The organism is Aporhodopirellula aestuarii (assembly GCF_023701485.1).
Lineage (GTDB): Bacteria > Planctomycetota > Planctomycetia > Pirellulales > Pirellulaceae > Rhodopirellula > Rhodopirellula aestuarii.
The window spans coordinates 13830-26758 of sequence record NZ_JAMQBK010000051.1 but is presented as its reverse complement, the minus strand read 5'-3'; the positions used below and the strand labels follow the sequence as shown (position 1 = coordinate 26758).

Annotated in this window: 9 protein-coding genes; 6 read left to right on the top strand and 3 right to left on the bottom strand. The window is 55.7% G+C overall.

What is annotated here, in order from left to right; translation table 11 throughout:
* Window positions 1-67 precede the first annotated feature (67 nt).
* Window positions 68-532 (bottom strand): hypothetical protein, encoded by a 465-nt coding sequence (locus NB063_RS18870; RefSeq protein WP_250930317.1) that lies wholly within the window; start codon window positions 530-532, stop codon window positions 68-70.
* Window positions 533-1198: 666 nt separating this feature from the next.
* On the opposite strand from NB063_RS18870, the gene NB063_RS18865 reads away from it, so the two are divergent.
* Window positions 1199-4084 (top strand): secretin N-terminal domain-containing protein, encoded by a 2886-nt coding sequence (locus NB063_RS18865; protein ID WP_250930316.1) that lies wholly within the window; start codon window positions 1199-1201, stop codon window positions 4082-4084.
* 3 nt (window positions 4085-4087) lie between these two features.
* A complete protein-coding gene (locus tag NB063_RS18860; RefSeq protein ID WP_250930315.1) occupies window positions 4088-5635 on the top strand; it encodes a proprotein convertase P-domain-containing protein in 1548 nt (515 codons plus the stop codon).
* 115 nt (window positions 5636-5750) lie between these two features.
* Here NB063_RS18860 and NB063_RS18855 read toward each other — a convergent pair whose 3' ends face one another.
* Both NB063_RS18855 and NB063_RS18850 read right to left on the bottom strand, forming a co-directional pair.
* Complete coding sequence (locus NB063_RS18855) at window positions 5751-7301, bottom strand: FecR family protein (RefSeq protein ID WP_250930314.1); 1551 nt, start codon at window positions 7299-7301, stop codon at window positions 5751-5753.
* Window positions 7298-7831, bottom strand: a complete 534-nt coding sequence (locus NB063_RS18850) for a sigma-70 family RNA polymerase sigma factor (protein WP_250930313.1) — start codon at window positions 7829-7831, stop codon at window positions 7298-7300. The genes NB063_RS18855 and NB063_RS18850 overlap by 4 nt, the downstream gene beginning before the upstream one ends.
* Window positions 7832-8201: 370 nt before the next feature.
* Between NB063_RS18850 and NB063_RS18845 the strand changes: the two genes are divergently transcribed.
* From NB063_RS18845 to NB063_RS18830, 4 genes are all read left to right on the top strand, one after another.
* On the top strand, window positions 8202-9410 hold the full coding sequence (locus NB063_RS18845) for a DUF1559 domain-containing protein (RefSeq protein ID WP_250930312.1): 1209 nt from the start codon (window positions 8202-8204) through the stop codon (window positions 9408-9410).
* A gap of 53 nt (window positions 9411-9463) precedes the next feature.
* On the top strand, window positions 9464-9646 hold the full coding sequence (locus NB063_RS18840) for a hypothetical protein (RefSeq protein WP_250930311.1): 183 nt from the start codon (window positions 9464-9466) through the stop codon (window positions 9644-9646).
* Between the two features lie 197 nt (window positions 9647-9843).
* The gene (locus NB063_RS18835) at window positions 9844-11376 is read left to right on the top strand and encodes a sulfatase (RefSeq protein WP_250930310.1); all 1533 of its coding nucleotides are present in this window, start codon (window positions 9844-9846) and stop codon (window positions 11374-11376) included.
* Window positions 11377-11384: 8 nt separating this feature from the next.
* Entirely contained in the window at window positions 11385-12845 is a 1461-nt protein-coding gene (locus NB063_RS18830) for a sulfatase-like hydrolase/transferase (protein WP_250930309.1), read from the top strand.
* The last annotated feature ends 84 nt before the right edge of the window (window positions 12846-12929 follow it).

The window sequence follows — 12929 nt, the reverse complement described above, 5'->3', positions numbered from 1 at the left end:
CGCAATCGCGACAGCAGGACACACGCCCGATCCATTGCCGGACGGAACTGGAATTGCGAGTACGACCCTACTCTCTGTTGCGAAGTGAGTTTTCGCCAATCTGGCCTAGCTGGATCGATGGTCCCGATGCGTTGCCGGGGCCGCCGGTGGAGTTACCAGGAAAATTCGGTTGCTGAACCTGAGGGAATGTGGATGGGATGGAGTTGGGGAACGTGTTGTTAGGGAATGAGTTGCTCGGGAACGACACTTGCGGTCTTGGAGGCGAGGGAGTTGGGAAGGACGTGACGGACGACGCGCCGGGGGTGTGGGGCGTGTGATGCACAGGCGGGTTGTGGGCATGAGTTGGATACGAACGTGTTGTGTAGTAGCTCGTGTGTATCGGATACGACGGCACGTCGTAGGCATGGCTTTGCACCGGAGGAGCGTAGTATCCACCTCCACCACAAGCGGACGCGTTCCCGGATGAAAGGAGTGTCGCCGAGGAGAATGTGAGCGATGCCGTTGCCAAAGCCAGCGTGTAAAGTCTTTTCATGTTTTGAACCGGTTGTTTTCGTTGTGGAACGTTCCTGAGCGAGTTGTTCGCGAGGAGCTCAACGGATAGATGGCAAAACAGTGACGCGTTCGGTCAACGTTTCTCGCAAAGCGAAAAATCTTTTTTTTGGCCGTGGCAGTTGAGGGTTTTCGGGCGTTGAAATGGGCGGCGGGGGGCGTGGCAGCGTGTGACGGGTGCACCGAACAGCACCGAGATCTGCCAACTCAAGAGCGGCGAAACGTCACATGCTGGGTTGGCGTTGCCGTGCTTGCCAAGATGCCCAGGAGCGGCCGATTCGCATCGTGACGCGATGCCCAAGTGCTCCTCAGGAGCGGCGAAGCACCGTTTTGATGGGCAAGACGTGGTTGAATGCTCGGTTTTGGTGGTTGATCGGCAGCTCGTAAGGGAGGCTGCGGCAGTGCTTCGCAGTGTTTTTCGGGTGGAGTTTTCACCGCTGGGAGCCGAAATACGTTTGCCACAAAGGGCGTTTGTCGATTACTCTATGGGCTCCTGCCGTGGGAATTTTGGTTCCCGCACGACATCCCACCCCTACGTTTCGAAAGTTCAGGCTTTCGGGCGTCTACCACCGCCATTTTGCGGCCCTCGTTTTCACCGTTCATTGTGAAAATTCAGCGAGAACGCAGTGGCAAAACCTGAATGAATCCCATGAAAAGATTCGAAGCCCCCTGCATTCTTGGGTTGTTTCGCGGCTTTCGCGGACGTTTCCCCATTTCGGCTCGCCATGCCCGATTGGTAGCCGTCCTCGTTGTCGGTGTCACACCGGCGGTCGCCCAAACGCCGGTGACGCAGCCTCCTGTGACACAATCTCCGGTTGCACCGGAATTGGACGTTCCGCAACCCGCCATCGAACTACCGGAAACTGAACAACCGGAAACGCAAGAGCCGGAAGTTCAGCCACAGGTCGTGCGGACACCGATCATGCCGCCAACACTGCCCGAGACAGCAGAAGTCGTAGAGACCGTGGAGCCACCGCAGGACGTGGCAGCCGGTGACGATATGCCGGCCATCATCACGCCAGGGAATTCTGAAACGACCGAGAATGCGTTGCAGCCGTTTGACGCCATGCCGTCCGACGTCGATGACGAGGGGACGCTTGCAGAGCCTCTTCCTTCCGATGCTCCGGCCTCGCTCTTGTCCGACTCCGAGATCCGGTTTTCATTCAACGCGGCTCCGTGGCGGGACGTGATCGAATGGGTTGCCGATGAAGCTGGGCTGGCTCTGCAGTTCGGAGAGTTGCCTACCGGCAGCTTCACGTACAACGACGCGGGTGCGTTCAGGCCCGAGGAAGCAATCAACCGGGTGAACTTGTTCCTGATCCCAGAAGGATTCGCGTTGGTGCGTTCGGGGAACTTGTTGACGGTGATCAATCTGACAGACCCTCGCAGTTTGTCACAGCTCAACGCGATCGCTGAGATGGTGACACCCGCCGAGCTGGCCACGAGAGACGACCACGAAGTCGTGAAGTGTTTGTTCCGGTTGGAGACCCTCGAAGCCGACGACGCGGTCAATGAACTGTCCGCATTGCAGTTGATGAAGCCGCCTGCGGTGCTCACGGTGACGAACCAATTGATGATCATCGACACGGTCGCGAAGCTACGCAGCGTTCAATCGATCTTGGAATCGTTCCATCCATCCGCGATGAAAAACGGCACGATGGTTAAGAGCTTTCGATTACAACACGTCGACGCGGAAGATGTGTTGGAGGTGGCGCGGCCTCACCTCGGTTTGGCCACCGGTGAAATGATCGGTATCGATGTGAGCCTTTCGGCCGACGTGCTCGGAAAGAATCTGTTTGTTACCGGTGTCGAAGACAAAATTAAAGTCATCGAGGGTTTAGTCGCGGCGATCGATCAACCCGATCCAGAGGCGGAGCAAGTACAACGTGATTCGGTTCTGAAATCGCACCTCGTCGCGGGCGGCAACGTGGAAATGGTTTACGACGTGCTGCAAACGTTGCTGGCGGGGAAACCGGTTCGATTATCGATGGACCAAATGGCCGGTAGCATCGTCGCGCTTGCGGACGCTCAAACCCAACGCGAAATCGAAATGACGGTGGAGCAGTTACAGGCTACCGACGCCGATTTCGAAGTCATCCAGCTCAAGAACATCGATGCCTATTACGCGATCAGTTTGCTCGAGCAGATGCTCGACCTACCCACCGGCTTGCTCGACGAAGACGCGGAAGACTACGAAAATCTACCCAAAATCGATGCCGACGCGGGGAACCGGCGATTGTTTGTTCGGGCCAAACGACCACAAATCGAACAGATTAAAAAGATCATTGCAGACCTCGAATCCTCCGAATCGGGAAGCGTCGGCAAAGACCTGCGGGTGTTGCCGATCCCCAGCGAACGATCCGAGCGTATCTTGCAAACCGCGATTCAATTTTGGCGAGGCGGCAATCCGATTTCGAGGATTTCGGGTGACGATTGGGATTCGATACCGACCGAACGCGTTCCCGGCCAAGTGCACGAAGATCAATCCATTTCGAAACCGAGCGAAAGCCCCCGGGTGAATCGCCCGACGGACTCGCAACGTGACGACCAGTCGTTCACCAACGTCAGTCGCCAGCGTGAACTCGTGGGTAAAGTCGACGCGTCGTTCTATGGCCAGGAGCCTCCGATCCGTTGCCAAGTGACTTCGCGAGGGCTCCTCCTGCAGTCGCACGACATCGATGCGCTCGATCAATTCGAGGAATTGGTCCGGGTGATCTCGGGGCCTGCCGATGTCTCAACGTCCAAGCCGATCGTGTTTTATATGCAGTACACGAAAGCCGATGACGCATTGCGGATGCTTGCCAAACTGCTCGATGGTGGCGAGTCCGCCAAAGAATCCGACATGGGAACGCTCGTCAACGGTTATCTGTCCGCGCAGTCGTCGTTCTTGTCGGGCAGTTTTCTTTCGACCTCCGAAGGAACGTTGACGTTGACCAGCGGTGCGATGACGGTGGTCGCTGATACTCGGCTCAATCGTTTGATCGCACAGGGATCGACCGACGACATCGAGCGGATCGAAAACTACTTGCAAATCATCGACAAACCCGAAGGAATCGCCGATGTGCTGACGAACGGTCGGCCACGAGTGATTGAGCTGGTGAACATTAAGGCGACCGAAGCCGCCGAAGTGATCCGGCAAGCGTTCGGTAGCCGGGTTGTGGCGAGCGAAAAGGAATCCAGTGCCCAAGCTGCTAAAGCCAAGCCCGCGGACCCTCGGACCGCAAAAAACGACGCTGCGACTCAAAAACTCGCGGCGCTGGCCAAAGCGGCATCGCAACCAAAGGATCTTGCACCGAAGATGACCGTCGCCGTCCACGAGCCAAGCAATTCACTCGTGATCACAGCTCCCGACAGCCTTTTGAAAGAGGTGGAGGAGCTGGTGAGTTTGATTGACACACGTGGTGAACAGGCGATCGAAGTTGTTGTGCCTAGCAACGTGTACGTTGTCGAAGAGGCGCTGCAAGGAATGTTGATCGAAACTTCGCGGAGCAGCCGTTCGACATCCGACCGATCGCGATCGAAAACAGGACGATAAGTTATGGATCACTTGTCTCTCTCAGATTCTCCCCGTCAGAAAGTGTTCATCGCGGCCTCGCTGCGATGGTTGTTTGTCGTTGCGATCATGATGATCGTCTGCGGCGGTGGCCAGCGTGTTTTCGCCCAAGCCGGGCTTCGTGAATCGCTCGAGCAGCTGGACACAAACGGTAATGGGGAGATTGACCCGAAAGAAATCACCCCGCTGGCACGGCCTTATCTCGAACGCATCGCTGAGGCACGGCGAATGTCGCTCGACCGCCCCAACCGGATCGATAAACTGCAAGAAGCCGCGCGGATCTACTACGCCAAACAAAACGGTGTCGCCCGCGAAGAGGTGCGTCCCGAACGGGTCGGGCAGTTGCGTCCCTTCGGAACGGCACGCCACGAGCCGCTCGTTCCCGAGTTTGGAATCGGAGATGTGAAATACCCGTATACCGAAGGCGACCTGGACGAGGCTGAGAAATCGTTGCGCCGTTATGATCGCGACCGTGACGGGACGATTGATCGTGATGAAGCTCGGCGTGGGGATTGGACGCATCGCGATCCATTCGCCGATGACTTGAACAAGGACGATCGCCTCAGCCGCTTGGAACTCGCCCAGCGTTATGCGCGGCGTCGGATGTTGTCCAGCGAATCTAGCGAGTTGTTGCAAAAGGTGAAGCGTGCGGGCACCGGGATCGAGCCGTCCAAGACGGTCTCACGCAGCGATGATTACCGCGGCCGACGCGCCCGGGGCGGTACGACGCAGTGGTTGTCGGCGAGCATCATGGGGCGATTCGATCTGAACCGAAACGGAAAACTCGAACGCGAAGAATCGGCTCGACTAGGCATGCCCGTCGCCGAGATGGACCTGGATCGAAATGGTGAAATTTCTCGTGAAGAACTCCATCAACATTTGGAGCAGGTTCAAGAGGAGGTCGGTGGCCTCAATGAAGGCATTCCCGGCTGGTTCTATGAACGCGACATTGACCGCGACAATCAGGTTTCGCTCGCCGAGTTCGCGCCCGAGCCGACACCGGAGACGATCGCCGAATTTGTGTCATGGGACGCCAACGACGATGGGCTGATCACGACCGCTGAACTGATGGGATTGCGGGCTGCGGTCGGTGGCACCTTCCGCTGCGACGAAGGAGTGGCTTTGCCGCCTGGACGCACGGTGATTTCAGAAATCGAAATCGACGAAGACTTCTTGATCGCGGATCTCAACGTGCAGCTGTCGATCACGCATTCGTACACCGGATATTTGGACGCGTACCTGACCGGACCGGGCGGTGAACGGATCGAACTGTTCACCGAAGTGGGTGGAACGGATGACAACTTCAACGAAACGATCTTTGACGACCAAGCGACCAATCCGATCGTCAAGGGTAGGCCGCCTTTTGAGGGCAGCTACATTCCCGAAGGACTGCTCAAACGCGAACCGGGGCTTTCGATCTTCAACGGAAAATCGGTCAAAGGCATTTGGCAATTGGTGATTCGAGGCACCCGCAGCGATCGCTTCGGCATGCTGCACAGTTGGAGCTTACAGGCCCGCCCGCTCGAAAACTAATATCGAACCCGATCGCAAATTCAGAGGCAGCGGAAGTCGTCTAGGCTCTCGGCACGCCAGGATGCAAACGCTCGCGATGATCGTACGCATCGAACGATCGGCGAAGCGTGACGCTTTATGGTTTGGAACGCGCAACCGCTGCGATTCCGTACATGTTGTAGGAACGTTTGAAGTCAGTTGGCCGTTCGAACGAACCGAGTTCGATTTCCTGGGGATTGTCGACGAAACGTTTCCAAATTGAAAACGTGTTATCGATGCTTGCCGCGGGGCCGACGGCAACTTTTTTCTTCGGTTTAAAACGGTTCGCCCCTTCGTCGAGCCCGATCCGTAACCCCGTGTCCACGAACTCGCTCGTCAGCCACTCGGGCGGCTGGGTGTTGTTGTCAAAGAAGATGTAGACGGTGGATGGTCGGGCGATCGAAACTTGCACACGCAGGTCGCCGACAAATTTGTCGTCATTAAACGGCATCACGTAATCGGCGCCCAATAGTTCTCGGGGCATGCCTTCGGGGGCAATTCCGTTCCATTGATGTTCTCGATCGATAAACGCACGGCTGTCTTCACGCAGCCCCGCATGGACGATGCGATAGAACATGCGGCTTTCAGGTTGTCGCTCGCTGATGTTGTCTCGTACCGCAGAGATGACCGGTTGATCATGATGCAGTGGTGCGAGATCACGGACGCCTGGCATTCGCTGATTGTCTATTGAGAACACTCTTCGGGATTGGCCCTGATGGTCGACGAGTGTCGCTTGGCCTTGAACGAGATGTTCTTTTTTGGCGATGCGTCCGGGCAAGCTACGTTGGTTTGCCGATCCGAGTTCCACATCGACCTCGCCTTCGAACACAGCAACCTCGGTTTCGCCGGTGTCACTAATGGCGATCCCGAATTCGGTTCCCAGGTCGGTCACCCGTGCCACGGGTGTTTCGATTTCAAACCCTTTACCGCCTTCGGATGCCTTGGCCGTGATTCGCCCATAGGTGCAGTAGACGCGATTGCGGTCTTGCAATTTCAAGAGGCACGGTGCCAACACCAGCGCCTCCACGCCCGTATCAAACACCAGTTTGATGCGGCCCTCGCGTAGTTCGAGTTTCTGGCCGACCGCCACGCGGCTAAGTTCCTCGACGGCGTTCCTTTTGCTGTCCCACTTCACGTTGATGCATTCCGTCAACGTCGCCACCTCGATTCCGTCCAACGATTTGGGTGAATCGGAGGCTGCGAGTTGTCGGCCGGCATCAAACGGAATGTCATGTTCTTCGCCCAAGCGAACGCCGGACTGCACGGCGAAAGAAATGATCAGCAATACCGATGCGGCCAGAACGCTGGCCGTGATCATCCACGACGAAAACGGATTGGACGCCGCGCCGGTATTTGGTGGCGTGGCAATGATCGGGCTGTTTTCAGTGACGCGGGGCTGATCGGTCGTCGTGGCCGCAAGCACGCTTGATTTCGAAAAGTCGTTCGGCGTTTTTGGATGAACGAGTCGCGCCGTGATATGTGTCAGTTCCTGCATGTAGCGGATGTATCCGTTCCGCATCTCAGCATCGTTGGTGACGGCATCATGCAGTTGTTGCTCGTCGGCTTCACTCGCCGTCCCATCGAGTTGACGGGTGACGAGTTCATGGATGACGTCGAAACGCCTTGATTCCTCAGGTGGCATGCTCATGACGGCAACTCCGCATTTTGAAGTCGGTGTTCGATACATTGCCTAAGCATTTTGCGAATCCGTTGGGCCGATTTGTAGACCGCATCCACGCTGCACTTCATTGCTTCGGCGATTTCGTGCACTTGGCGATCCGGTTCGTAAAAACGTGACAGCAACTCACGCTGCTGGTCAGTGCTGTTTTCGAGACATTGGTCGAGCGCTTTGAGACGGTCCTGCGCCTGTGGGGTGGTGAATTGTTCTTGTTGGTCCGCGAGGCACTCAATGAAGTCTTCCCCGAAGATCAAACGACTGCGGCTAACCTTTTTTCGCCAGGTCAGAATTTCGAAGTGAGCGACCCGGATCGCCCAGGCTGCGAAGTTGGAGCCGCGTTCGAATTTATCGAATTCGAGCCACAATCGGACGCTGGTTTCCTGCCAGATTTCGTCGGCGTCACCCCATCGCGGAACATTCGCGAGGATATATCCCTGAATCGACCGCTGATGCTGCGCGATCAGCCGTGCGAATTCGGAATGTTCTGAATCAAGTGACATGAAAGGAGACGAGGCGTTCTAGGAATTGATTGGCGTTTGTTCACTCGACATTGTTTGTTCACTCGCCATGGGGTGGTGTCATCGAGGTGATGCTGTACCACGACCGGCTATCTGTATAGGGCGCGGCGGGCCCATTTTGGACATTGTTTGTACAAGGTGATTGTTCCAAAAATCAAATCTGACTCGTTACCGAAAATAGTGCTCAAAATGAAAGAAATGGTGTCCAAAATGATTAGAGGTATGCCCTTTCCCATTAAGGGCCGTGTACGGAGTTATCCAAACACAATGTCGTTTTAAGTCCGTCCGGTCAGTAGGCCGCGAACAATCTCGCGAAAGCCAGAAATTTCGATTCATTTTAAAGGAACTGTACATGCGATCTCGTAATCGTCGAAGCGAACCGTCTGGTTTCACGTTAGTGGAGCTGCTTGTTGTCATCGCGATCATCGGTGTTTTGGTTGGACTTCTTTTGCCGGCGGTCCAAGCGGCTCGTGAAGCAGCGCGGCGAATGAGCTGCAGCAACAATTTCAAACAAATTGGGCTGGCGATTCACAATTACCACTCCGCGTACAATCAGTTGCCATTACACGGTGCGGGAACCCACCATCCGACCCCGCGAAACATTTGGTCCAACACGAGCAATTCTGCGAACCGACGTTTGAGCTATCTGGTCGGCATCACTCCGTTTGTGGAGCAACAAGCGATTTGGGAAACCATTTCGAATCCATACGACCGCAACGGCGTCCAGTACCCGCCGATGGGACCAACGCCGGATAAAGACCAATACAGCCCTTGGGCGACAGACATTCCTTCGTTTCGTTGTCCGAGTGATCCCGGTGTCGGGCTGCCGTCATTGGGACGAACGAACTACGTCGCTTGCTTGGGTGATTGCACCTACGACGGTCGGGATGGATCGATAATTGTTCGGTCGTCTGCGACTCGTTTGCCGTACCCACAAGATCAAGCATTTGCTCAAGCCGCACGGGCGAAAAATCGTGGCCTCTTTCAGCCGCACGACGTGACTCGCTTCCGCGACGTTCTCGACGGACTTTCCAACACCGTCGCCGCTGGCGAAATCGCGACCGACTTGGGCGACCGAGACAAACGCACGATGGGATACGACGGTCCGACAGGCGTGGACAAAGACTTTCGAGATAATCCCTCGCATTGCCGTGACACCCCCGGTTTGATCGACGCACAACGGCCTCAGTTCTGGGCCTCGGGAACGCCTGTGTTCTCTGCCGTCGAAGGCCGCGGTTACCGATGGGCTGAATACCTTCCCTATTACGGTGGCTTCTACACGATCCTGCCACCGAATTCGGAGGTCTGCTCGATCAGTGACACGGGAGACACGTTGGCTTCGGCAACAAGCCGTCACCAGGGTGGCGCGCACATTCTCATGGGAGACGGTGCTGTCAAGTTTATCACCGACTCCATCGAGGCCGGGAATTCTCGCGCCGCGATGGTTTGGGAAGGTGGAAACGCCACGTTAGGGAATGTGCCCGGGGCGAGGAGTCCTTATGGCTTGTGGGGTGCAATCGGCACGCGCGCCTCCAAGGAAGTCGTCGATGGCGAGTTCTAATCCGCCTCCAATGATCTCAAGTTTTACTCAATTGTTTTTCTACGGAAGTTTTCATGAAACCCATTTGCTTTTTGCTGGTCCTTTCCTTTGCGTCTCTGGTTCCCATCACGGGATGTTCCGATTCGCAACCCGTCGACGTCACCGAGAACGCCGATGAAGAAGCGTTGCTCGAGTACCGCAGAATGGTTGCGGAGTCGCAGGCAAAATCAGATAAAGAAGAAAAAGAGACTAAGTAGTTGGAAGGTTGTGGGACTGACTTGAAGTCACCACTGCTTTTGATCTTCCATCGATATCGGAACCACGGACAGCCGTAGCATCGTTGCGGCCGTCCGTGAGATCTTTCTTCGAGGTGATGGCATTCGAGATTTCCTGCTCGATGCGGTTTGACGTAGCGTTGTTTTCATTCGTTTCTGCACCTTGAGTCTATCCAACGATGACGCTGATTTCTGTGTTCGAGAATGGACGTTCTGCTGACTGGTTGCAAAATGATGTGACCGCGTCGCGGTTCGATGGCGTTTGCATTGCGAAAACAAATCGATCTGGGTGGATGCCGATCGTTTTGATCTTGGTAGGTCTGAACGTTGCGTTTCGCTGTGGTCTCGTGCATGCCGAAACACCAACGCAGGACCGAACCCAAACACCTCCGAACATTTTGTTCTTGGTTGTCGATGATCTCAATGACTGGGTCGGTTGCTTGGGTGGAAACCCGGATGCGAAGACTCCGAACATCGATCGGTTTGCACAACAAAGCGTTCTGTTTCGAAACTCACATTGCCAAGTCGCCTTGTGCAACGCGTCGCGATCCTCGGTGATGACGGGGATGTACGCATCTACCACCGGCATCTATGGCAACAGCACGAAAGACGCCCGCCCAGCGTATCGCTCGGCAGAGCAGATGCCGGCTTGGTTCCGTGAGAACGGCTACAAGACGTTGTGTATGGGAAAGATTTATCACAACGATCATGGCAAGAAAGTGTATTGGGACGAGGTTGGTCCGAAGACGCTGCGTTGGGGACCCGAACCTCCCGAAGGTCGACAGTTCACCAAACGCTTTGGCGACCGTGTCCAAGATTCGTTGGCCTGGGCGGCACTCGATATCGCACCGGGTGAGATGCCGGATGAGCAAATCGCGACCTGGGGAAAGGAGCAGCTCGATCAAGAACACGAAAAACCGTTTTTCCTCGCGTTAGGTTTCTACAAACCCCACACGCCGATGACGGCGCCGAAGCGATACTTTGATTTGTTCGATCGCGAAAAACTCACAATGCCGGTTGTTTTAGAGAACGACTTGGACGACGTTCCCGAGATCGGCAAACGTTGGGTGCTCGATCGCAGCGAATTGATCGCTGACGACGCGGTGGATTTGTATAGCCCAACGTATCGCCGCGAGTTGGTTCACGCTTATCACGCCTGCGTGGCCTTGACGGATGATTGTATCGGTCAAGTTCTCACGCATCTTCAGAATAGCCGCTATGCTGACAACACGATCGTGGTTCTGTTGTCTGACCATGGATGGCACCTCGGCGAGAAACACCACTGGCGAAAATGGATGCCGTGGGAAGAATCGACACGCAGTTTATTGGCTGTCCATGTTCCTGGTCTGACCGATGACGGCAGCTTTTGCGATCGGACCGTGGGACTGATCGATATCTTTCCAACGCTTGCAGAATTGTGCGACATCGAACCACCAGCCCAACTTCAAGGTGAGAGCTTTCACGAGTTGCTGATTGATCCGCAGGCCGAGTGGACGCGTCCCGCGCTCACGTCCACGAAAGCTGGAAATCACACGGTGCGATCGGAGCGGTGGCGATACATTCGTTATCGAGACGGCTCCGAAGAACTCTATGACCACGAAAAAGATCCCCACGAGTGGACCAACCTCGCGGATCGTCCCGAATTACAACCGATCAAAGAACAGCACGCTCGCTGGATCGACATCCTGACCGAAGGCGAAATAGTTAAATGACACTCACAATGATGACAAACGCTCGATATTTGTATGTATATGTACTCGTGCTCGTGCTCGTGCTTTGCGGTTGGGGATCGCTCACCGCGGGGCATGCGGCGGCAGCCGAGACCGCTCCTGCTGAAGCTGCGTCCGATGTGCCCAACGTGATCATGCTGATGAGCGATGACCAGGGCTGGGGCGACGTCGGTTTCAACGGTAATGACGTCGTGCAGACACCGAACCTTGACGACATGGCGGCTTCCGGTGTGCGGTTTGGACGGTTCTATGCCGCTGCTCCGCTGTGCTCACCCACCCGTGGCAGCTGTTTGACAGGGAGGTATCCGTTTCGATATGGGATTCTGGCGGCACATACCGCTGGGATGCGCGTGGGCGAGACGACGATTCCCGAGATGCTTAAGAAGAAAGACTACCGGACTGCTTTCTTTGGCAAGTGGCATATCGGCTGGGTCAAGCCGGATGAAGTCAGCCCACGTGGGTTTTATTCACCGCCATCGCATCATGGTTTTGACGAGTACTTCGCGACCACGAGTGCGGTGCCGACTTGGAATCCCACGGTCACTCCCGCCGGATGGGATAGTTGGGGCGGCGACGAAGGCAAACCCTGGAAAGGTGGGGCACCGTATGTTCAGAACGGCGTCGAGGTGACGGAAAATATGGACGGTGACGATAGCCGAGTGATCATGGATCGCGTGATCCCGTTCGTCGAAGCAAACAAAGAGCAGCCTTTCTTTGCGACCGTTTGGTTTCACACGCCTCACGAGCCGGTCGTGGCGGGTGAAGAGTACAAAAAACTGTACGCCAAATCGGGCAGCGCAAGACAGAACTACTATGGCTGCATCACGGCAATGGACGAGCAGATCGGTCGTTTGCGGGCGAAGCTGCGGGAGTTGGGAATCGAAAAACGCACAGTGGTGTTCTTCTGCAGTGACAACGGCCCGTCTGATGGGCTGGCCAAGAAAGGCATCGCGTCCGCGGGCGGTTTTCATGGGCACAAACACACGATGTACGACGGTGGACTGTTGGTTCCCGCGTGTGCTGAGTGGCCGGGTGTGATTCCTGCGGGAACCGCCACTGACGCGAGATGCTCGACGGTTGACTACCTACCCACGATCGCGGGCATCTGTCTCGGCAAGTCAGCAATTAAAAAATCGCTGCCGATCGATGGCGTGGATTTGATGCCACTTTTGACCGGCCAAGTCGACGATCTGGAGCGAGATTTGTTCTTCGGTTATCGGCGACTCGTCCAAGGTATCGACGGCAAGGCGATCATTTCGGGTGACTGGAAATTGCTTCAAGAAGCCAAGAAGGACGGCAAAATCCGTCTTTACGATCTGAGCAAAGACCCTTACGAAGAGAACGATCTCTCCGCCTCCGCACCGGAACGATTGTCAGTGCTAAGTAAAAAACTAGCTGAAATCGAAGCCAGTTGCCAAAGAAGCCGAGACGGAGCGGACTACCGTTACTGAGCGTCGCTCGCTTGATCATCAGGCGTCGATCGCCACCACACGTAACAGCCACCGACGCGAGTCCGTGGCGTGAGGAAACAAAGC

Excerpts from the sequence above, each read along its gene's own strand:
- NB063_RS18870 (WP_250930317.1), bottom strand. The coding sequence starts at position 532 with ATGAAAAGACTTTACACGCTGGCTTTGGCAACGGCATCGCTCACATTC.
- NB063_RS18865 (WP_250930316.1), top strand. The coding sequence starts at position 1,199 with ATGAAAAGATTCGAAGCCCCCTGCATTCTTGGGTTGTTTCGCGGCTTT.
- NB063_RS18860 (WP_250930315.1), top strand. The coding sequence starts at position 4,088 with ATGGATCACTTGTCTCTCTCAGATTCTCCCCGTCAGAAAGTGTTCATC.
- NB063_RS18855 (WP_250930314.1), bottom strand. The coding sequence starts at position 7,301 with ATGAGCATGCCACCTGAGGAATCAAGGCGTTTCGACGTCATCCATGAA.
- NB063_RS18850 (WP_250930313.1), bottom strand. The coding sequence starts at position 7,831 with ATGTCACTTGATTCAGAACATTCCGAATTCGCACGGCTGATCGCGCAG.
- NB063_RS18845 (WP_250930312.1), top strand. The coding sequence starts at position 8,202 with ATGCGATCTCGTAATCGTCGAAGCGAACCGTCTGGTTTCACGTTAGTG.
- NB063_RS18840 (WP_250930311.1), top strand. The coding sequence starts at position 9,464 with ATGAAACCCATTTGCTTTTTGCTGGTCCTTTCCTTTGCGTCTCTGGTT.
- NB063_RS18835 (WP_250930310.1), top strand. The coding sequence starts at position 9,844 with ATGACGCTGATTTCTGTGTTCGAGAATGGACGTTCTGCTGACTGGTTG.
- NB063_RS18830 (WP_250930309.1), top strand. The coding sequence starts at position 11,385 with ATGATGACAAACGCTCGATATTTGTATGTATATGTACTCGTGCTCGTG.